Raw genomic sequence first — 19,675 nt, forward strand, 5'->3', positions numbered from 1 at the left:
CATGTACGGGGCTCCGGGCGGCGGCCCGACGGTGCACGACCCGATGACGCTGCCGACCGACGACAACGTCAACAACTACACCTTCTGCGTGGACCTCAAGGGCAGCCAGTGGTTCCTGCAGAAGGGGAAGATGATCGCCTACTACGGCTCGATCGAGTTCAACGGCATCGGGCACGGTCGATTGGACCGCCTCGTCCGTACGTCATTTCATTCGCCTCTGCACGCCGCCGACTGGGTCGTGGCGGAGGGCTCGGGCAAGATGCTGCTGGCCGACCGGGCTTTCGACGTGAACTCGTACGACCTGGACGAGGGCAATCTGACCATTCGCTCGGGCAATCTGCTCGCTTTTCAGCCAAGTCTGTCGCTGAAGCAATCGATCGTGCCGGGTTTTCTGACACTCATCGGAACCGGAAAGTTCGTGGCCGCATCCAACGGTCCGGTGGTGTTCATGGAGCCCCCGATCCGGGTGGATCCGCAGGCACTGGTCGGCTGGGCCGACTGCCCCTCGCCGTGCCACCACTACGACCACGGGTACATGACAGGTGTAATGGGCGGTCTACGTGCACTGACGGGCCTCGGCGGGGCCTCCGGGGAGGAGCACCAGTTCGAGTTCGTGGGGGCCGGCACCGTACTGCTCCAGTCCTCCGAAACCCTCATGGCCGAGCAGGCCACGGGGGCGGTTCCGCACCAGGCCGGAGTGCCCGGTGGCGCCGGGGGTTCCACAGGCCCTTCACCGCAAGCCGGCGCGCCGCGTCTTCCCGGACAGCTGGGAGACCTCCAGCGTCGCTTCGGGCTGTGAGCGGTAGTCTGCGGAGTGTGACATCGAACGCGTGCACTGTCACAGAAAACCCTCACTAGTTCGCCTTTCAACTTCTTAGGTAGACTTCATTCATGGAGACCGAGACGGCCACGCGCTGGCTGACCGATGCGGAGCAGTGCGCTTGGCGCACCCACCTGGAGGTCAATAGGCTGTTGACGTACCAGCTCGAAAGGGACCTGCAGCCGTTCGGCCTGACAATGAACGACTACGAGATCTTGGTCAATCTCTCCGAGTCGGAGGACCTACGGATGCGGATGAGCGACCTCGCGTCCGCGACCCTCCAGTCGAAGAGCCGCCTCTCACACCAGATCACCCGCATGGAGAACGCGAACCTGGTTCGCCGTGAGAACTGCGAGTCCGACCGCCGCGGACTGTACGCGGTGCTCACCGAGCACGGCCTGGAGACGATGAAGAAGGTCGCGCCGCATCATGTGGCGTCTGTGCGGAGGCACTTCATCGATCTGCTGGCCCCCGAGGCCCTGACGGAACTCGACAAGGCCCTGAAGCCCATCGCGGAGCACCTGCGCGGGCATCGGGGACGCCCGTAGTCGCACCTGGCGGCACATGGCGGGCGGAGGTCCGACAGGGCTCCGCCCGCCGGTGCGTCCGGCGCCCGGGTTCGGCTGAACAGCCGCGGCCCGAATGAACGCACGACGAGCGTGCTTGCTCAAGTGATCGTTCACTGCGCCGATGCACTGGTGGTGACAAACCCGCTCCGCGAGCGGGCGGTGGCCCTGCTCCCGGCGACCGTCGTCCTCTCCCTGGCCGCCCTGTACGTCACCCGCCGTGGTTCCGGGCGTCAAGGCCCGCCCACTCGGCACGGGGTCGGACTCCTCCAGCACGGTGTCGGTGAACTGAGCCGGTTCACCCGGGCAGTGGAAATCCGGGATCACCGGCCACGCCCTGGTTATCCATCCCGACATGGGAAAATGCAGACGGCTCCTGACGTTCCGCCGGCCTCGGCTCAGATCGCTGGCCTACGTACTGCCCGTGCCCATGGGTCTGGTGCTCAGCGGAGCACTGGTCTGGCATGCCTCCCAGGCCGCGTTCGTGGGACGCACGACGAGCTCCGGGACCAGTTGGACGGCGGGAACGGTCGGGCTGACCAATGACAGCGGCGGCCAGCCCATGCTCAACTTCACGAACATCGCGCCGGGCGACACCGGAACCCGGTGCATCGTCGTCACCTCGCAGGCCACGCTCCCGTCGCAGGTCAAGCTGAACACGTCGACGGCCAATCCGCCGGCCAACGACATCAGCCCCTACATCGACGTCACCGTCGAGCACGGCTCGGGCAGCTCGTTCAGCGCGAATCCGGCCTGCAACGGCTTCACGCCCGCCGGGGCGGCGGACTACTCGGGCACCCTCGAGAACCTGACGACCACCCGTACCGACTACGCCAACGGCATCGGTCCCTGGAACCTGACGGGGAACCCACCGGAGTCCGTCACCTACCGGATCACCTGGACCTTCAGGTCCACGGCGCCGGACCCCACCCAGGGCGGCTCCACGCCCAACGTGAAGTTCACCTGGGAAGCCCAGACCGTCTGACATGGCCCTCAGCGACTGGCTCCGGCTCCTCACCGTACTCGCGGCGCGCATCGGACTCGGCATGGTGGCGGGTCTGCTGATCTGGTCCCATGTGCCCGCACTCTCCCTCGGCTGGAAGGCGACCGCCGTCCTGGGCGAATCCATGCGCCCGCGTCTGACGCCCGGGGACGTCGTCGTGTACCAGCCGCTGCACGGCCGCAGGCCCGACCCGGGGCAGGTCGTCGTGGTGCGGGACCCCGCCCATCCGTCGCGGCTGCTCGTCCATCGCGCCGCGAAGATCCTGCGCGACGGCGACATCGTCACCGCCGGGGACAACAACCCCGCCGTCGACTCCACGCCCGTACCGCCGTCGTCGGTCCTCGGCCTCGCGCGGCTGCGCATTCCCGGGCTCGCCCTGCCGGTGGTCTCCTGGCGGGAGGGCGACCGCGGTCTCGCCGCCCTCACGTTCGTCGCGCTGGCCGTCACGGCCCGGGTGGCGGCCCTGGCCCCGATACGGCGGGGGCGCGGCAGTGTGGTGGCGGTGCCACCGGGGGCTCCCGTCCCGGCGGCGGCCGAGCGGTAGCGGTTCTTTCGCCCCGCCGCCCCTACCCGTGCCATCCCTGGGGGGCGGCCGCCCCCAGACCCTCGCTTCGGCCCTGAACGGGCCTCGTCCTCGAACTCAGGACGGGCTGGATCGGGTGCCCCTTCGTCGAATCGAGTCGGTGGTGGGTGGGCACAGGCCCGGGGGTCCAGGGGGCGGAGCCCCTGGGGACGGGACACGTCAGTCCCGCGTCAGTCCTGCCACCAGTTCGTCCGCCGCACGGTACGGGTCCAGGTCACCGGCGACGATCTTCTCCGCCAGCGTGCTCAGGCGTCGGTCGCCGTGCAGGTCGCCGATGCGCTCCCGCAGGGCCGTGATGGCGATGGTCTCCACCTCGCGGGCGGCTCGGGCGAGGCGGCGTTCGGTGAGGACGCCGCGCTCCTCCATCCACGCCCGGTGCTTCTCCAGGGCCTCCACGACCTCGTCGACGCCCTCGGCACGGGCGGCCACCGTCTTGACGATCGGGGGGCGCCAGTCGCCGGGACCACGGGACTCGCCCAGCCCCAGCATGTGGTTCAGCTCGCGGGCGGTGGCGTCCGCGCCGTCCCGGTCGGCCTTGTTGACGACGTACACGTCGCCGATCTCCAGGATGCCCGCCTTGGCCGCCTGGATGCCGTCGCCCATCCCGGGGGCCAGGAGGACCACCGATGTGTCGGCCTGCGACGCGATCTCGACCTCGGACTGGCCGACGCCGACCGTCTCGACCAGGATCACGTCGCAGCCCGCCGCGTCCAGCACGCGGATCGCCTGCGGGGCGGCCCAGGCGAGGCCGCCGAGGTGGCCGCGTGTGGCCATCGAGCGGATGTAGACGCCGGGGTCGGAGGCGTGCTCCGACATCCGCACCCGGTCACCGAGCAGGGCGCCGCCCGAGAAGGGCGACGACGGGTCGACGGCCAGGACGCCGACCCGCTTGCCCTGCTTGCGGTACGCCGTCACCAGCGCGGACGTGGAGGTCGACTTGCCGACGCCGGGCGAGCCCGTCAGGCCCACCACGTACGCCCCGCCCGTCAGCGGGGCCAGGGCCGCCATGACCTCCCTGAGCTGCGGGGACGCCCCCTCCACCAGGGAGATCAGCCGGGCCACGGCCCGCGGCCGGCCTTCCCTGGCCTGGGCCACCAGCGTGGAGACGTCCTGCATCACAGCTCCGTTCCGATCCGTTCAGTTTGGCGGCGTACAGCGGGCTCAGGCCTTGGGGACCCGCACGATCAGCGCGTCGCCCTGGCCACCGCCACCGCACAGCGCCGCCGCACCGACACCGCCGCCCCGCCGCTTCAGCTCCAGGGCCAGGTGCAGCACGAGGCGTGCGCCCGACATGCCGATCGGGTGCCCCAGGGCGATCGCCCCACCGTTGACGTTCACCTTTTCGGTGGACACCCCGAGGTCCTTCATTGACTGGACCGCGACGGCCGCGAAAGCCTCGTTGATCTCGATCAGGTCGAGGTCGGAGACCTCCAGGCCCTCCTTCTTCAGGGCGTGCAGGATGGCGTTGGAGGGCTGCGACTGCAGGGAGTTGTCCGGACCCGCCACGTTGCCGTGGGCGCCGATCTCCGCGATCCACTCGAGGCCGAGCTCCTGTGCCTTGGCCTTGCTCATCACGACCACGGCCGCCGCTCCGTCCGAGATCTGCGAGGCGGTACCGGCGGTGATCGTGCCGTCCTTGGTGAACGCCGGGCGCAGCTTGCCCAGGGACTCCGCCGTGGTGTCGCCGCGGATGCCCTCGTCCTTGCTGAAGACGACCGGCTCGCCCTTGCGCTGCGGGATCTCGACCGGGGTGATCTCCGCCTCGAAGATGCCGTTCTTCTGCGCGGCGGCCGCACGCTGGTGGGACAGCGCCGCGATCTCGTCCTGCTCCGGGCGCTGGATGCCCAGGCGCGTGTTGTGCTTCTCCGTCGACTCGCCCATGGCGATGCCCTCGAAGGAGTCGGTCAGGCCGTCGTACGCCATCGCGTCGAGCATCTCGATCGCGCCGTACTTGAAGCCCTCGCGGGACTTCGGCAGCAGGTGGGGGGCGTTGGTCATGGACTCCTGGCCGCCCGCGACGACGATGTCGAACTCACCCGCGCGGATCAGCTGGTCGGCGAGCGCGATCGCGTCGAGGCCCGACAGACAGACCTTGTTGATGGTGAGGGCCGGCACGCTCATCGGGATGCCCGCCTTGACCGCGGCCTGACGTGCCGGGATCTGCCCTGCCCCGGCCTGCAGCACCTGGCCCATGATCACGTACTGCACCTGGTCGCCACCGATCCCCGCACGGTCGAGGGCGGCCTTGATCGCGAAGCCGCCGAGGTCGGCTCCGGAGAAGGACTTCAGCGAGCCCAGCAACCGTCCCATGGGCGTACGCGCGCCTGCGACGATCACCGAGGTCGTGCTGTTCGTTCCAGACATGAGCTGCGATCCCCTTACCGGCTGCACAGCCGAGGAGTGAACGAGGGTTTACTTCGAATGTACTGAGTGGCACTCCGTGCCGTCATCCGGCTGTCGGTGTGATCGCGCGCACGTTGCGTAACCACCTCCGTAGCGCTCCACTGAAACCATGCTGACGCGAATCGACCACATCGGGATCGCCTGTTTCGACCTCGACAAGACCGTCGAGTTCTACCGGGCCACCTACGGCTTCGAGGTGTTCCACTCCGAGGTCAACGAGGAGCAGGGCGTGCGCGAGGCCATGCTCAAGATCAACGATACGTCCGACGGCGGTGCGTCGTACCTGCAGCTCCTGGAGCCGACGCGACCGGACTCGACCGTCGCGAAGTGGCTCGACAAGAACGGCGAGGGCGTCCACCACATCGCCTTCGGTACGGCGGATGTGGACGGCGAGGCCGCGGACATCCGCGACAAGGGGGTACGCGTTCTGTACGAAGAGCCCCGACGCGGCTCCATGGGGTCACGGATCACCTTCCTGCACCCCAAGGATTGCCACGGAGTACTGACAGAACTGGTCACTTCAGCGCCTGTTGAGTCGCCTGAGCACTGACCCTCGTACATATGGGCCGGTAGGGTTGGGGGCGGTCGCCGCTCCCCGAGTGGTGACCGCGGGCCGGGGTCCGGGTTTCGGGGGACGAGCGTCGGGGCAGCAGCCCATGCTCCGCCGTTGATCTGACACCATTCCCCGGGGGCCCCGTTCGGCGGATGGACGGAGCTCGTTTGGACAAGCTTGCGACCAGGGGACGGATGGGACCGCGCAGTGCGGGGCTACGAGAGCCAGGAGCGGGAGCCGGCGGCTGACGTCGACCACCTCACTCGGTTCGAAGCCGAGATGAAACGGCTGAAGACCGAGCGGGAAAAGGCGATCCAGCACGCCGAGGACCTCGGCTACCAGGTCGAGGTGCTGCGCGCCAAGTTGCACGAGGCGCGGCGCACCATCATGTCCCGGCCCGCCTTCGACGGCGGGGACATCGGCTACCACGCCGAGCAGTTGCTGCGCAACGCCCAGATGCAGGCCGATCAGCTGCGCCAGGAGGCCGAGCGTGAGCTCAGCCAGGCCCGGGCGCAGACCCAGCGGATCCTCCAGGAGCACGCCGAGCAGGCCGCCCGCCTGCAGTCCGAGCTGCACCAGGAGGCGGTCACCCGCCGTCAGCAGCTGGACCAGGAGCTGGCGGAGCGCCGGCAGACCGTCGAATCGCACGTCAACGAGAACGTGGCGTGGGCGGAGCAGCTGCGCGCCCGCACCGAGTCACAGGCCCGCCGGCTCCTCGAGGAGTCGCGGGCCGAGGCCGACCAGGCCCTGGCGGCCGCGCGCGCCGAGGCCGAGCGGGTGGCCGCGGAGGCCCGGCAGCGCCTGCAGAGCGACGCCGAGGCGGCCCGCGCGGAGGCCGAGCAGCTCCTGCGCCGGGCCCGCACGGACGCCGAGCGGCTGCTGAACGCCGCGTCCACCCAGGCCCAGGAGGCCACCGACCACGCCGAGCAGGTACGCAGCTCCACGGTCTCGGAGTCGGACGCCGCCCGCCGCCAGGCCGGCGAGCTGAGCCGTGCCGCCGAGCAGCGCATGACCGAGGCCGAGGAAGCGCTGCGCAAGGCGCAGATCGAGGCCGAGAAGCTGGTCACCGAGGCCAAGGAGGCCGCCGCCAAGGCGATCGCCGGCGCGGAGACGGCCAACGAGCAGCGCACGCGTACGGCGAAGGAGCAGGTCGCCCGGCTGGTCGAGGAGGCCACCAAGGAGGCCGAGGCCACCAAGTCGGACGCCGAACAAATCATCGCGGACGCCCGCTCCGAGGCGGAGAAGATCGTCGCGGAGGCCTCCGAGAAGGCCCGTTCGCTCACCGCCGAGGAGAGCGCGACCCAGCTGTCCAAAGCTGCCAGGACCGCCGAGGACGTCCTCAACAAGGCGGCGGAGGACGCCAGGAACACCACCAAGGCCGCGGCCGAGGAGGCCGAGCGGATCCGCCGCGAGGCGGAGGCCGAGGCGGACCGGCTGCGCTCCGAGGCGCAGGACATCTCCGAGCAGCTCAAGGGCGCTGCGAAGGACGACACCAAGGAGTACCGCGCCAAGACGGTCGAACTGCAGGAGGAGGCCCGCCGGCTGCGCGGCGAGGCCGAGCAGTTGCGTGCCGACGCGGTCGCCGAGGGCGAGAAGATCCGCGCGGAGGCCCGCAAGGAGGCCGTCCAGCAGATCGAGGAGGCGGCCAGGTCCGCCGAGGAGCTGCTCTCCAAGGCGAAGGCCGACGCGGACGAGCTGCGCCAGAAGGCCACGACGGACAGCGAGAAGGTCCGTACGGAGGCCATCGAGCGCGCGACCACCCTGCGCCGGCAGGCCGAGGAGACCCTCGACCGCACCCGTAAGGAGGCCGAGCGGCACCGGGCCGAGGTCGTCGAGCAGTCCGAGGCGCTCTTGGCGGACGCCGAGCGGGCCGCGGGCGAACTGCGCGAGGAGTCCGAGCGGGCGGTCGAGGCCCGGCGGGCGGAGGCCGCCGAGGAACTGACGCGGCTGCACACGGAGGCCGAGCAGCGGCTCGCCGCCACCGAGCAGGCGCTGACCGACGCCCGGGAGGAGGCCGCGCGGATCCGCCGCGAGGCCGCCGAGGAGACCGAGCGGCTGCGCACCGAGGCCGCCGAACGGATCCGCACGCTCCAGCAGCAGGCCGAGGCGGAGGCCGACCGGCTGCGCACCGAGGCCGCGTCCGACGCGTCCGCGTCCCGCGCCGAGGGCGAGGCCGTCGCCGTACGCCTGCGGTCGGAGGCCGCTGCCGAGGCCGAGCGGCTGAAGACGGAGGCCCAGGACACCGCCGACCGGGTACGGGCGGAGGCGCAGGCCGCCGCCGAGCGGATCGCGACGGAGGCCACGGAGACGCTGGCGGCCGCCCAGGAGGAGGCCGCCCGCCGTCGCCGCGAGGCCGAGGAACTCCTCGGCGCCGCCCGTCAGGAGGCCGATCAGGAGCGCGAGCGGGCCCGCGAGCAGAGCGAGGAACTGCTCGCCGTGGCGCGCAGCCGCGTGGAGGACGCGCAGGCCGAGGCCGTACGTCTGGTCGAGGAGGCCGACCGGCGCGCCACCGAGATGGTGTCGGCGGCCGAGCAGCACGCCCAGCAGGTACGGGACTCCGTGTCCGGGCTGCACGAGCAGGCCCAGGAGGAGATCGCCGGGTTGCGCTCCGCCGCCGAGCACGCGGCGGACCGTACCCGGCGGGAGGCCGAGGAGGAGGCGGACCGGGTCCGCGCCGACGCCTATGCCGAGCGGGAGCGGGCCACCGACGACGCCAACCGGGTGCGGCGCGAGGCGCGGGAGGAGTCGGAGGCCGCCAAGTCGCTGGCCGAGCGCACGATGTCGGAGGCGATCGCGGAGGCCGAGCGGCTGCGCTCGGACGCCGCCGCGCACGCCCAGCGGGTCCGCACGGAGGTGTCGGACGCCATCGCCCAGGCCGACCAGGACGCGGCGCGCACCCGGGCGGACGCCCGCGAGGACGCCAACCGGATCCGGTCGGACGCGGCGACGCAGGCGGACACGCTCATCACCGAGGCGCGCGCCGAGGCCGAGCGGCTGCAGAACGAGACCATCGCGGAGGCCGAGCGGCTGCACTCCGATACGGCCGCGGACGCCGAGCGGCTGCGCGCCGAGTCGGTCGCCCGGGCCGAGAAGCTCATCTCGGACGCCACCAGCGACGCCGAGCGGCTGCGCGCGGAGGCCGCCGAGACGGTCGGCTCGGCGCAGCAGCACGCCGAGCGGATCCGGGGCGAGTCCGAGCGGGTGCGGGCCGAGGCGGCGGCGGAGGCCGAACGGCTCGTCACCACGGCGCGCGAGGAGGCCGACCGAACGCTGGACGAGGCCCGCCAGGACGCCAACAAGCGGCGCTCCGAGGCGGCCGAGCAGGTCGACAAGCTCATCACGGAGACCACCGCAGAGGCGGACAAGCTGCTGACCGAGGCACAGCAGCAGGCGCTGAAGACGACCGCGGACGCCGAGTCCCAGGCGGACACCATGGTGGGCGCGGCCCGCTCGGAGGCCGACCGGCTGGTCGCCGAGGCGACGGTCGAGGGCAACTCGACGGTGGAGAAGGCCCGTACGGACGCGGACGAGCTGCTCGTCGGTGCCCGCCGGGACGCCACCGCGATCAGGGAGCGCGCGGAGGAGCTGCGCGACCGCATCACGAACGAGATCGAGGATCTGCACGAGCGGGCCCGCCGCGAGGCCGCCGAGACGATGAAGTCGACCGGTGACCGCTGCGACGCGCTCATCAAGGCCGCGGAGGAGCAGCTCGCCAAGGCGCAGGCGAAGGCCAAGGAGATCGTCTCGGAGGCCAACTCCGAGGCGGGCAAGGTGCGTATCGCCGCCGTGAAGAAGGCCGAGGGGCTGCTCAAGGAGGCCGAGCAGAAGAAGGCCGCGCTCGTGAAGGAGGCCGAGGAGCTCAAGGCCGAGGCGATCCGCGAGGCCAGGCGCACGGTCGAGGAGGGCAAGCGCGAGCTGGAGATCCTGGTGCGCCGTCGCGAGGACATCAACGCCGAGATCTCCCGGGTCCAGGACGTCCTGGAGGCTTTGGAGTCCTTCGAGGCGCCCTCGGCGGGCAAGGACGGCGGGGTCAAGGCGGGCGCGACCGTCGGAGCCCCTCGATCGGGTGGCAAGGCCTCGGAGAGCTAGCGGATCCGGCGGAATCCGGTGTTGTCTGGGGGCTTTGACCAAGATTTTGGCAAGTCGTCCGCCGGTCAGCCACTCAAAAGGGGTGTCATTCTCCAGATCAAACACGTATCCGCTCGATGACACACCGCTTCGGCCCCTAGGATTCCCCCTATCACCTCACCGGTCTCTTTCGACAGGAACCCCATGAGCGACACTTCCCCCTACGGCTTCGAGCTTGTGCGGCGTGGATACGACCGCGCTCAGGTGGACGAACGGATCTCCAAGCTCGTCTCCGATCGTGACAGCGCTCTCGCCCGCATCACCGCTCTGGAAAAGCGCATCGAGGAGCTCCACCTCGAGACGCAGAACGCCCAGGCCGCCGTGACCGACGCCGAGCCGTCGTATGCCGGACTCGGCGCGCGTGTCGAGAAGATCCTCCGCCTCGCCGAGGAAGAGGCCAAGGATCTGCGCGAGGAGGCCAGGCGCGCGGCCGAGCAGCACCGCGAGCTCGCCGAGTCCGCGGCCCAGCAGGTCCGCAACGACGCGGAGTCGTTCGCCGCGGAGCGCAAGTCCAAGGCCGAGGACGAGGGCGTCCGGATCGTCGAGAAGGCCAAGAGTGACGCCTCCCAGCTGCGTGCCGAGGCGCAGAAGGACGCGCAGTCCAAGCGCGAGGAGGCGGACGCGCTCTTCGAGGAGACCCGCGCCAAGGCCGCGCAGGCCGCCGCCGACTTCGAGACGAACCTCGCCAAGCGGCGTGAGCAGTCCGAGCGCGACCTGGCGTCCCGCCAGGCCAAGGCCGAGAAGCGGCTCGCGGAGATCGAGCACCGGGCGGAGCAGCTGCGTCTGGAGGCGGAGAAGCTGCGCACCGACGCGGAGCGCCGCGCCCGCCAGACCGTCGAGACGGCGCAGCGCCAGGCCGAGGACATCGTGGCCGACGCGAACGCCAAGGCGGACCGCATCCGCTCGGAATCCGAGCGCGAGCTCGCTGCGCTGACCAACCGCCGCGACTCGATCAACGCGCAGCTGACCAATGTGCGCGAGATGCTGGCGACGCTCACGGGTGCGGCCGTGGCCGCGGCCGGCACGCCGGCCGACGACGAGCCGATCTCCCGGGGGGTCCCGGCTCAGCAGACTCGGTGATGCGCTGAGCGGCTTACGGCAGTTGGGGCCCGCGTTCCCGTTGGGGACGCGGGCCCCTGTCGTGTGCGGGCCGGCGTCGGTGCTGGGGCAGGGTGGGTCGCGCAGCCCGGCGCTGACCGGGGATATGCCGTCTCCTCGACGCTGACGTTCCTGGGCCGCTCACCCCGTTCGACGGGATGTTTTTGCTGCCGCTGCGCAGGGTGCTGTTGCGGGGCAGGAACAGACGCTGCGTCCTCGGCGATGTCGACACCACGAAGGTAGATGGTCACCCCTGTCGACGACAGCACTCCGTACGGCCCCTGGGGCGGCCTCGGGATCATGGTGCTGTGGGTGGTCGCGGCACTCGCCGGCGGGTACGCGGTGCTGAGGGAGCGGGACGCGTAGCCGCACGAAGCACCGAGACCGGGCCGCAACCTTTTGCTCGCCCTTGAGCGGAACCGTCAGCGCCTCGATATCCTCCTAACCCTTACGGGGGCGTGTGCCCTGCTGTCCTGAAGCATTCGATGGGTGCGGAGCATGATCGAAGCAGTCGGCCTGACCAAGCGCTACGGCGACAAGACCGCTGTGTACAACCTTTCCTTCCAGGTACGGCCGGGCGCCGTCACCGGCTTCCTCGGGCCCAACGGCTCGGGCAAGTCGACGACCATGAGGATGATCCTCGGCCTGGACAACCCCACCGCGGGGACGGTGACGATCGGCGGCTATCCGTACCGCAAGCTGCCGAACGCGCCGCGCCAGGTCGGGGCGCTCATCGACGCCAAGGCCGTGCACGGCGGCCGGGCCGCCCGCAACCACCTGCTGTGCCTGGCCCAGCTGTCCGGCATCCCGGACCGGCGGGTCGACGAGGTGCTCGGCGTCGTCGGCCTCCAGGAGGTGGCCAGGAGGCGGTCCAAGGGTTTCTCGCTCGGCATGGGGCAGCGGCTCGGCATCGCCGCGGCGCTCCTCGGCGACCCTCAGGTGCTGCTGTTCGACGAGCCGGTCAACGGTCTCGACCCCGAGGGCATCCTCTGGGTGCGCAACCTGATGAAGTCCCTCGCGGCGGAGGGCCGTACGGTCTTCGTCTCCTCGCACCTGATGAGCGAGATGGCGCTCACCGCCGACCACCTGATCGTCATCGGGCGCGGGCAGCTGCTCGCCGACATGAGCGTGACGGACTTCATCTCGGCCAACTCCGCGGACTTCGCGCGCGTACGGACGCCGGACACCGAGCCGCAGCTGCGCGAGAAGCTGACGTCCGCGCTCACCGAGGCGGGCGGTCATGTGCTGCCCGAGCAGGACGGGGCGCTGCGCGTGACGGGTCTCGCACTGCCGCGTATCAGCGACATCGCGCACGACTCCGACGTACGTCTGTGGGAGCTGTCGCCGCACCAGGCCTCCCTCGAGGAGGCGTACATGCGGATGACGCAGGGAGCGGTCGACTACCGCTCGACCATCGACCAGAAGACGGGCCTCCAGCAGCCGCTGCCGCCGGGCGCGCAGCCGCCGATGCCGGTGCCCGGGCAGGGTCAGCCCGGCTGGTACGCCCCGCCGCCGCCCCAGCAGGGCGGGCAGCCGTTCGTACCGCCGCAGGGGCAGCCGGCCGCGGGTCCGTACGCGGGGGTGCAGGCGCCTTCCGGGCCGTACGGGGCTCCCGGCACGCCCGCCGGGCCGTACGGAGCGCCTGGAGCGCCTGCCGGGGCTCCCGGTGCTTCAGCCGGTGCGCCGGCCGGTGCGGGGCAGCCCAACCCGTACGCGCAGCCCGCGTCGCAGGGCCAGGCTCCGGCCCAGCCTGCCGCTGCCGCGCCCGTGCAGGACGCCGTCGCCCGGCCCGCCGCCGCCCCCGCCGCCGCCGACTCCACCAAGCCCGAGGACGCCCGATGAGCACCCCCCAGCCCCAGATGCCGCAGGCCGCGCCCAACTGGCAGGCGGCACCCGGTCCTTCGTACACCGGCTACACCTCGCCGATCCCGGTCGTGCGCACACACCTCGGGCACGCCATCTCCTCGGAGTGGACGAAGATCAGGTCGGTGCGCTCCACGATGTGGACGCTCGGCGTGTTCGTGCTGCTCGTCGTCGGCGTCGGGCTGCTGGCCGGTGCGCTGGTCGCCGCCAGCGCCGGCGAGGACAGCCTCGCGGGCGAGAACCCGCTGTCGTTCGGCGTCTTCGGGCTGCTGCTCGGCAGCATGTGCATCATCACGCTCGGCGTGCTCACCACGGCCTCGGAGTACGGCACCGGCATGATCCGGACCACGATGGTCGCCTGCCCCTCCAGGGGGCGGGTGCTGGCGGCGAAGGCGATCGTGTTCTTCGCGGTCGCGTTCACGGTGACGCTGGTGTCGGTGTTCCTCGTGGCCCTCGCGGACGTGGGCATGCTGGGCGGTGCCGGCGCGAAGGATCCGACCGGCCAGGAGTGGCTGAAGGGCACGCTCGGCATCTCGCTCTACATCGCGCTGCTCGGCCTGCTCTCGCTGCTCGTCGGCTCGGTCATCCGGCACTCGGCGGGCGCGATCACCATCATGATCGGCGTCGTGCTGGCCCCGCTCGTCATCGCGCTGTTCATGTTCTCGGAGTCGCTGGAGGACCTGCGCCAGGCCCTGTTCGAGTACTCGATCCCGAACCAGCTCGCCGTCTTCTACTCCACGTCCCTCAGCGACTCGGGCCCGTCCGGCTGGGACCCGCTGTGGATCATCACCGGCGTCACGGCCGTGGCGTTCGCCGGCGCCGTCGCCCTGCTGGACAAGCGGGACGTGTAGGCCGGCTCCAAGCCCTGCTCCAACGGCCGGGCCGGCCTCAGAACTTCGGCGCGTTTCGGGACCGCCGCACCCCCGGGGTGCGGCGGTCCCGTGCGTTCCAGCACGCCTTGTGCCAGTGGCGGCGATCGTCGACGCCCGCGTGCTCGGGCCACACGACGACGTGCGGGACTCCGTCGGGGATCATCTGGTCGCAGCCGGGGCAGCGGTACGTCTTGCCCTGCGCGCTCGCACCGGCCACGTGCCGCACGCTCCACTCCTCGCCCTGCCAGCTCACCGCGGTCTGCCAGCCGCCGTAGCGGCCGGACCGGTCGTCCTCGGCGCTGTTGCCTGACGAACCGGAGCCCTTGGGTCGGTTGCGACGCGGGGACACGGGACACCTCACGGGGCTATACAGGAAGCACGGGCCGTGTCCAGCCTACGCGGCGCGAACCGGGGTACGCGTAGGGCACCAATCCCCACAAGTCCCCCTTCCGGGCCACCCGTTCTTGGACGATTCTCCAGACAATCCGCAAATCCCTTCGCCGGCCGTGTCCTGGGCACGTGTCAGACGGTTATGCGGGCGGGGGAGCTCCGCGTCGGAGCCAAGGAAGCAGGAACAGCAATGCGTGTAGGAAGTTTCGTGTTGGCGGCCCAGTTCCCGGGGCAGGGCCAGGGGGAGGCGCTGCACCGCGCGGTCCGCTCGGCCGAGGTCGCCGAGGAGGCGGGGCTCGACTCGGTCTGGCTGGCCGAGCACCACTTCGTGCCGTACGGCACCTGTCCGTCGGCCGTGACCCTGGCGGCGTTACTGCTCGGCCGCACCCGCCGCATCCGGGTGGGTACGGCGGTCAGTGTGCTGCCCACCGCCCACCCGGTCGCCCTCGGCGAGCAGGCCGCGCTGCTGCACATGACGAGCGGCGGACGGTTCTCGCTCGGCGTGGGCCGGGGCGGTCCGTGGGTGGACCTGGAGGTGTTCGGCTCGGGTCTTGAGGCGTACGAGAAGGGGTACCCGGAATCACTCGATCTGCTGGTGCGCTGGCTGCGCGAACCCGCCGTGTCCGCCTCGGGGGAACGGTTCCGCTTCCGTGAAGTGCCCGTCGTCCCCAGGCCGTCGGAGTCCCTGACGGACACGGAGGGGCCGGAGGTCGTCGTCGCGTGCACCTCGCAGGCGAGCGTGCGGCTGGCCGCCGAGCGCGGGCTGCCGATGCTGCTCGGCATGCACGTGGGAGACGAGGAGAAGGCGGAGATGGTCGCGCTGTGGCGGCAGTACGCGCGCGCGGCCGGGCGGCCGGCGGAGGAGATCGTCGGCGCGGCCCATGTCTCGGCCGGCGTCTGCCAGATCGCGGACCGGCGCACGGACGCCGTGGAGACTCTGCTGAAGGCGATGCCGGGCTGGCTGAAACAGGGGCTCGACGCCCATGTGACGGTCGACGGACGCGACCGGCAGATGCGGGACCCGCTGGCGTACACCGAACTCCTCTGCGGGCTGCACCCCGTCGGCCCGCCGCGGCTGTGCGTCGACCGGCTCGCGGCGACCAGCGAGCGGACCGGCATCTCCCGCTTCGCCCTGCTCGTCGAGGGCTCGGGCGACCTGGCGGCGACCGAGGAGAACGTACGACGGCTGGGGGCCGAGGTACTCCCCCACCTCGGCTGAACACCCGAGCCCTGCGAGGCGCTTGCCGCTCCAGTACTGAATGCACCTCCCGCGTACGGAGCGGCAAGCCGACGGCTCACTGCGTCAGCAGTCCCGCAGTTCCGGGGACTGGTTGAGCAGCTGATTGCGGACCGACGTGAAACGGGCCAGCGTCTCGTCGACCGCCGGGTCCAGCGGGAACACCGCCACCCGGTGGCAGTTCTGGAAAGCCAGCCGCACACCGAAGTGCCGCTGCAGCGCGCCGCGTATCGCGTCACTCGCGAGCGCACGCAGCAGCTGACCGCGCGCCTGCTCGTCCGGCGGGGGCGTCTGGTTGTCGGCGAAGTCTCCGCCGTCGACCTTCAGCTGGGCCACCAGGGAGCTGATCATCTCCCATGCGTAGGGCAGGGAGGTCCGGACGCAGTCGACGAATTCCGCTTCGTCGACCTCGCCTCGCTCGGCCTGTTCGAGTAGGGCCGGTGAGACGTCGAGCGACATGGGTTCTCCTCTCGCACCCCCGAGCAGCAGGGGTTGCCGGACATGGATGGGGAGTTCGCCATGCCGAAATACCGGACACTCTGAGTACACGCATCGCGACCTCCCGTTTAATACGGTAGGCAACAGGCCGTGACGGCACCAGGAGAATAGGCACATGGGGAGCTCCTTTACGCTCCCGTTGGGCACACAATCGGCCACGACCGAACAGACGTTTTCCAGAACAAGTGGGGCGGCCCGCAGGGCCTCGGTTGAGGGTGGCGGTGGGAGACGGGTGGGCGAATCGCGTGCACCTGGGCCCGTCGAGTAGCGTTGCCGACCATGCGTCTCGTCATTGCCCGGTGCTCCGTCGACTACGCGGGCCGGCTCACCGCCCACCTGCCCTCCGCGCCCCGTCTCATCCTGGTGAAGGCGGACGGCAGCGTCTCGATCCACGCGGACGACCGGGCCTACAAGCCCCTCAACTGGATGTCGCCGCCCTGCACCCTGAAGGAGGGCGAGGGTGAGGAGAAGGGCGTCTGGACCGTGACCAACAAGGCGGGCGAGAAGCTCATCATCACGATGGAGGAAGTCCTCCACGACTCCACGCACGAACTCGGGGTCGACCCTGGCCTGATCAAGGACGGCGTGGAAGCGCACCTTCAGGAACTGCTCGCCGACCGTATCGAGACGCTCGGCGAGGGCTACACCCTCATCCGCCGCGAGTACATGACGGCCATCGGCCCGGTCGACATCCTGTGCCGGGACGCCGAGGGCCGGACCGTCGCGGTCGAGATCAAGCGGCGCGGTGAGATCGACGGCGTCGAACAGCTCACGCGCTACCTGGAGCTGCTGAACCGCGATCCCCACCTCGCGCCTGTGCGGGGCATCTTCGCGGCCCAGGAGATCAAGCCGCAGGCGCGAGTCCTCGCGACGGACCGGGGAATCGGCTGCCAGGTCCTGGACTACGACGCGATGCGGGGCATCGAGGACGACAAGTTGCGACTGTTCTGACGGGCGGTTCTGCGGCGGTTCCACGACGGTTCTACGGCGGTTCTACGAGGGTTTCTACGACGAAGAGGGCCGGGTCCGACTTCATGGACCCGGCCCTCTTGTGTTGGCGTTACGTCAGATCACGGAGCCTGAGCTGCTCGGTGAACCGGCTTCGCTGCTTGCGGGAGCGCTGGCCGAGGTGCTGGCGGGGGCGCTGGTGACCGGGCCGCTGGCCGTGTCCGTGGTGGACGGTGACGTCGGCGGCGGGGACGTGGACGGTTCGGACGTGGGCGATCCCGAAGGCGGCTGCGAAGTCGGCGGCTGCGAAGCCGACGGCGAGGTCGACGGAGGCCTCGTCGGCGGCGAGGTCGACGGAGGCCTCGTCGGCGAGCTCGACGTGCCCCCGCCTCCCGACCCCTGCGTCCCGCTCGGATTGGCCGAGGGCTCCTTCGCCACGGGAGGCGTCGGATCATCCGACGTCCCGAGCGTGCCGTCCGGTCCCGGGTCCGTGGGCCGGCTGGTCGCCGTACCTGTGTCGCCGTTGCCGTCGTCGTTCGGCTTGTCCGCGCCGAGGCTGCCGTCGTCGAGGCCGGCGCTGGCCGACGGGTTGACGCCGACCTGGTTGGACGGGTTGTTCGCGTCGTTGTTGGAGGTCGCCCCGAGCGTCACGACCGTCCCCAGCACGGCGACGAGCAGAGCGCCCGCGCCGGCCGCCACGAGGTTGCGCTTGGCGAGACCCCTGAGACCACCCCGGGCCCGGTGTGCGGGCGAGGACGAGGCCTGGTGGGTGACCAGGGTGTCGACCGGGGTCGGCTTGAGGGGCGGGAAGCCCGAGAGAGCCGCGGGTACGCCGCCCGGCGGCGACGCGGACTCGTCGTGGCGCGCGTCGGGCACCTCCTCCCCCGCCATCGCTGCCACGCCGGGCACGTCGCCCGAGTGGTCGGCGACCAGGGCGAGGGCGCGGCGGCCCGAGACGGTGCCGCGCTTGTCGGCGAGGGCGCCGCGCAGGCCGACGGAGGCCTCCAGTTCGGCGCGGGCCCGGTCGAGTTCGCCCAGGCAGAGCGCGAGGATGCCCAACTCGTGGTGGAAGTAGGCCTGGTCGGCGACCGCCCCGACGAGCCGGGAGGCCTCGGCGCCGGAGCGCAGTGCCCGTTCCCAGGCGCTCCAGTGCAGACCAGCGGCGAACGCGGGCGCCGCGGTGCGGCCCAGCTGTACGGCGGGGCTCTCCTCGTCCTCGGCCGGGGGCGTCGCGACGGGCGCCAGGGCGGCGAGAGCGGCGAGCAGGGCGTCCGCCTCGGCGCAGACCCGCTCGGGCGTGACCGAGGGGTGCCCGGCCCACCAGGCGTAGTGCTGGGCGGCGCTGAGTGCACGGGCCTCGATGTCGTCGGCGTATCCGGCGGCCTCCAACTGGGCGTGCACGCCGGCCGCGAGCCGGTAGCGCGAGCCGACCGGGGAGACCAGTCCGCAGGCGGCCAGTTCGCCGAGAGCCGCGTCCGCGTGGGTGTCTCCGACGAGCGCGGGCAGGTGCGCCTGGTGCGGGACCTCGCCGCCGAGGGCGACGGCGAACCGGAGCGTGGTGCGTGCCGAGGGGCTCAGCCGGGCGGCGAGCAGCGGTGCGGGCGCGGCCGCCTCGCCGAGCGACGGAAGCGGTATCTCCTCGCCGTCCTCGTCCGCGTCGAAGGGTGCGTCGACCGGGCGGGCGTCCTCGAACACGCCGAACTCGTCGACCGCGTTGGCGCCGGCCCGCAGCCGGTCGCGCTGCTTCAGCAGGGCGCCGGCCTGGACGAAGCGCAGCGGCAGGCCCTCGGACTCGAACCACAGGTCACCCGCCCAGTTGGCCTCCTCCTCGGTGAGGACACGGCCGACGACCCGCTCGATGACGTCCACGCCGCCGGGCCGGTCGAGGCCGCTGAGCACGACCTCCTCGACGCCCGACTCGGCGGACGCGGCGGGCACATCGGGGGCGGCGCCGAACAGGAAGGCGCACTCGGGTGTGGCGTCGAGGAGCTCGTCGAGCGGGACGCCACCGAACTCGAGGTCGTCCACGACGACGACCGCACCGATCTCCCGGACGAGTGCGAGCAGTTCTTCCCGGTCCGGGCGGTGCAGGGGTGCGTCGTGGACGGCGTGGAAGAGGTCGTACAGCAGGTCGTCCGCCGTGCGGTGGAAGCCGGTGAGGCGGACCACGCCGTCGGGCGCGAGGTCCCCGCAGTCCTCGGCGACGGTGTCGAGGAGTCGGGTGCGGCCGGATCCCGCGGGGCCGGTGAGGCGGACGGAACGGCCGCGGGCGAGCAGCCGGACCAGCTGCTCGCGTTCGTCCTGGCGGCCCAGGAGCGGCAGCTCGAGCTGTGGCGGCCCCGGCGGGACGGGGGGCTTGGCGGCACGGTCGGTCTCGGCGCGCTCGGCGGCGCCGAGCTTCCCGGGCCTTTCGGGGAGCTCGGCCGGCGGGCACAGCTCTATCTCGCTGCCGTCGACGGGGTTGACCGTGAGCAGGTGGCGGCCGGAGACGAGCTGCACCGTGCGTGCGAGGGCCGGTGCGTGCTGACCGAAGTCGGGTGTCAGGGGGTCCCTGGACGGGCGCGGGCGCGGCGTCTGGCCGTCGCCGTCGTGGCCGTACTCCTCGGGTCCCCGGTTGTTCGGGTCCATAGGTTCAAGCCCCCCAAAAGCGTTCGTGTGCACTTACAAGCCCCTCCCGGCCTTGCCGCACACCTCGCTGTCGCTTCTGGTCCGG

Annotated in this window: 16 protein-coding genes and 1 pseudogene; 12 read left to right on the forward strand and 5 right to left on the reverse strand. The window is 71.3% G+C overall.

All coding sequences use genetic code 11. The annotated features are described in order from the left end of the window. Position 1: 1 nt before the first annotated feature. The 4 genes from ABZO29_RS15305 to ABZO29_RS15320 all read left to right on the forward strand — a co-directional run bounded on the left by ABZO29_RS15305 (position 2) and on the right by ABZO29_RS15320 (position 2,933). Positions 2–799, forward strand: coding sequence for an AIM24 family protein (locus ABZO29_RS15305; protein WP_367326146.1), 798 nt, complete (start codon positions 2–4; stop codon positions 797–799). A 92-nt stretch (positions 800–891) separates the two neighbouring features. Continuing rightward, positions 892–1,368 carry a MarR family winged helix-turn-helix transcriptional regulator gene (locus tag ABZO29_RS15310; protein ID WP_367320739.1) on the forward strand — a complete coding sequence of 159 codons (477 nt, stop codon included), beginning with the start codon at positions 892–894 and terminating at the stop codon, positions 1,366–1,368. A 373-nt stretch (positions 1,369–1,741) separates the two neighbouring features. Then, the gene (locus ABZO29_RS15315) at positions 1,742–2,371 is read left to right on the forward strand and encodes a hypothetical protein (protein WP_367320740.1); all 630 of its coding nucleotides are present in this window, start codon (positions 1,742–1,744) and stop codon (positions 2,369–2,371) included. A gap of 1 nt (position 2,372) precedes the next feature. Further along, complete coding sequence (locus ABZO29_RS15320; RefSeq protein ID WP_367320741.1) at positions 2,373–2,933, forward strand: signal peptidase I; 561 nt, start codon at positions 2,373–2,375, stop codon at positions 2,931–2,933. Between the two features lie 198 nt (positions 2,934–3,131). Here the strand turns inward: ABZO29_RS15320 and meaB are convergent, their stop codons facing one another. Continuing rightward, on the reverse strand, positions 3,132–4,088 hold the full coding sequence (gene meaB / locus ABZO29_RS15325; RefSeq protein WP_367320742.1) for a methylmalonyl Co-A mutase-associated GTPase MeaB: 957 nt from the start codon (positions 4,086–4,088) through the stop codon (positions 3,132–3,134). Between the two features lie 45 nt (positions 4,089–4,133). After that, on the reverse strand, positions 4,134–5,336 hold the full coding sequence (locus ABZO29_RS15330; RefSeq protein ID WP_367320743.1) for an acetyl-CoA C-acetyltransferase: 1,203 nt from the start codon (positions 5,334–5,336) through the stop codon (positions 4,134–4,136). A gap of 148 nt (positions 5,337–5,484) precedes the next feature. Here ABZO29_RS15330 and mce point away from each other — a divergent pair, with 148 nt between their 5' ends. The 6 genes and pseudogenes from mce (at position 5,485) to ABZO29_RS15360 (ending at position 13,868) form a co-directional block, all read left to right on the forward strand. Beyond that, positions 5,485–5,925 (forward strand): methylmalonyl-CoA epimerase, encoded by a 441-nt coding sequence (mce, locus tag ABZO29_RS15335; protein ID WP_367320744.1) that lies wholly within the window; start codon positions 5,485–5,487, stop codon positions 5,923–5,925. A gap of 210 nt (positions 5,926–6,135) precedes the next feature. Further along, positions 6,136–10,017: a polarized growth protein Scy gene (gene scy, locus ABZO29_RS15340; protein ID WP_367320745.1), complete on the forward strand. Its 3,882-nt coding sequence runs from the start codon at positions 6,136–6,138 to the stop codon at positions 10,015–10,017. A 183-nt stretch (positions 10,018–10,200) separates the two neighbouring features. Continuing rightward, the gene (locus tag ABZO29_RS15345) at positions 10,201–11,136 is read left to right on the forward strand and encodes a cellulose-binding protein (protein WP_367320746.1); all 936 of its coding nucleotides are present in this window, start codon (positions 10,201–10,203) and stop codon (positions 11,134–11,136) included. A gap of 261 nt (positions 11,137–11,397) precedes the next feature. Then, a pseudogene (locus ABZO29_RS15350) lies at positions 11,398–11,520 on the forward strand (ABC transporter permease); the annotation flags it as partial. Positions 11,521–11,652: 132 nt separating this feature from the next. After that, positions 11,653–12,996, forward strand: a complete 1,344-nt coding sequence (locus tag ABZO29_RS15355; RefSeq protein ID WP_367320747.1) for an ABC transporter ATP-binding protein — start codon at positions 11,653–11,655, stop codon at positions 12,994–12,996. Next, positions 12,993–13,868: an ABC transporter permease gene (locus ABZO29_RS15360; RefSeq protein ID WP_367320748.1), complete on the forward strand. Its 876-nt coding sequence runs from the start codon at positions 12,993–12,995 to the stop codon at positions 13,866–13,868. Before ABZO29_RS15355 ends, ABZO29_RS15360 begins: the two co-directional genes overlap by 4 nt. Positions 13,869–13,905: 37 nt before the next feature. Here the strand turns inward: ABZO29_RS15360 and ABZO29_RS15365 are convergent, their stop codons facing one another. After that, complete coding sequence (locus ABZO29_RS15365) at positions 13,906–14,238, reverse strand: ATP/GTP-binding protein (RefSeq protein ID WP_367320749.1); 333 nt, start codon at positions 14,236–14,238, stop codon at positions 13,906–13,908. A 231-nt stretch (positions 14,239–14,469) separates the two neighbouring features. Here ABZO29_RS15365 and ABZO29_RS15370 point away from each other — a divergent pair, with 231 nt between their 5' ends. Continuing rightward, a complete protein-coding gene (locus ABZO29_RS15370) occupies positions 14,470–15,498 on the forward strand; it encodes an LLM class flavin-dependent oxidoreductase (RefSeq protein WP_367320750.1) in 1,029 nt (342 codons plus the stop codon). Between the two features lie 84 nt (positions 15,499–15,582). Here ABZO29_RS15370 and ABZO29_RS15375 read toward each other — a convergent pair whose 3' ends face one another. Continuing rightward, positions 15,583–15,975: an SCO5389 family protein gene (locus tag ABZO29_RS15375; protein WP_367320751.1), complete on the reverse strand. Its 393-nt coding sequence runs from the start codon at positions 15,973–15,975 to the stop codon at positions 15,583–15,585. 318 nt (positions 15,976–16,293) lie between these two features. On the opposite strand from ABZO29_RS15375, the gene nucS reads away from it, so the two are divergent. Beyond that, positions 16,294–16,965 carry an endonuclease NucS gene (nucS, locus tag ABZO29_RS15380; RefSeq protein WP_367320752.1) on the forward strand — a complete coding sequence of 224 codons (672 nt, stop codon included), beginning with the start codon at positions 16,294–16,296 and terminating at the stop codon, positions 16,963–16,965. Positions 16,966–17,079: 114 nt separating this feature from the next. Here the strand turns inward: nucS and ABZO29_RS15385 are convergent, their stop codons facing one another. Beyond that, positions 17,080–19,590, reverse strand: a complete 2,511-nt coding sequence (locus tag ABZO29_RS15385) for an ATP-binding protein (RefSeq protein WP_367320753.1) — start codon at positions 19,588–19,590, stop codon at positions 17,080–17,082. Between the last annotated feature and the right edge of the window lie 85 nt (positions 19,591–19,675).

This window comes from Streptomyces sp. HUAS ZL42 (assembly GCF_040782645.1).
Classification (GTDB): domain Bacteria; phylum Actinomycetota; class Actinomycetes; order Streptomycetales; family Streptomycetaceae; genus Streptomyces.

Coding starts and splice junctions, on each gene's coding strand:
- ABZO29_RS15305 (WP_367326146.1), top strand. CDS start 2: ATGTACGGGGCTCCGGGCGGCGGCCCGACGGTGCACGACCCGATGACG.
- ABZO29_RS15310 (WP_367320739.1), top strand. CDS start 892: ATGGAGACCGAGACGGCCACGCGCTGGCTGACCGATGCGGAGCAGTGC.
- ABZO29_RS15315 (WP_367320740.1), top strand. CDS start 1,742: ATGGGAAAATGCAGACGGCTCCTGACGTTCCGCCGGCCTCGGCTCAGA.
- ABZO29_RS15320 (WP_367320741.1), top strand. CDS start 2,373: ATGGCCCTCAGCGACTGGCTCCGGCTCCTCACCGTACTCGCGGCGCGC.
- meaB (WP_367320742.1), bottom strand. CDS start 4,088: ATGCAGGACGTCTCCACGCTGGTGGCCCAGGCCAGGGAAGGCCGGCCG.
- ABZO29_RS15330 (WP_367320743.1), bottom strand. CDS start 5,336: ATGTCTGGAACGAACAGCACGACCTCGGTGATCGTCGCAGGCGCGCGT.
- mce (WP_367320744.1), top strand. CDS start 5,485: ATGCTGACGCGAATCGACCACATCGGGATCGCCTGTTTCGACCTCGAC.
- ABZO29_RS15345 (WP_367320746.1), top strand. CDS start 10,201: ATGAGCGACACTTCCCCCTACGGCTTCGAGCTTGTGCGGCGTGGATAC.
- ABZO29_RS15355 (WP_367320747.1), top strand. CDS start 11,653: ATGATCGAAGCAGTCGGCCTGACCAAGCGCTACGGCGACAAGACCGCT.
- ABZO29_RS15360 (WP_367320748.1), top strand. CDS start 12,993: ATGAGCACCCCCCAGCCCCAGATGCCGCAGGCCGCGCCCAACTGGCAG.
- ABZO29_RS15370 (WP_367320750.1), top strand. CDS start 14,470: ATGCGTGTAGGAAGTTTCGTGTTGGCGGCCCAGTTCCCGGGGCAGGGC.
- ABZO29_RS15375 (WP_367320751.1), bottom strand. CDS start 15,975: ATGTCGCTCGACGTCTCACCGGCCCTACTCGAACAGGCCGAGCGAGGC.
- nucS (WP_367320752.1), top strand. CDS start 16,294: ATGCGTCTCGTCATTGCCCGGTGCTCCGTCGACTACGCGGGCCGGCTC.
- ABZO29_RS15385 (WP_367320753.1), bottom strand. CDS start 19,590: ATGGACCCGAACAACCGGGGACCCGAGGAGTACGGCCACGACGGCGAC.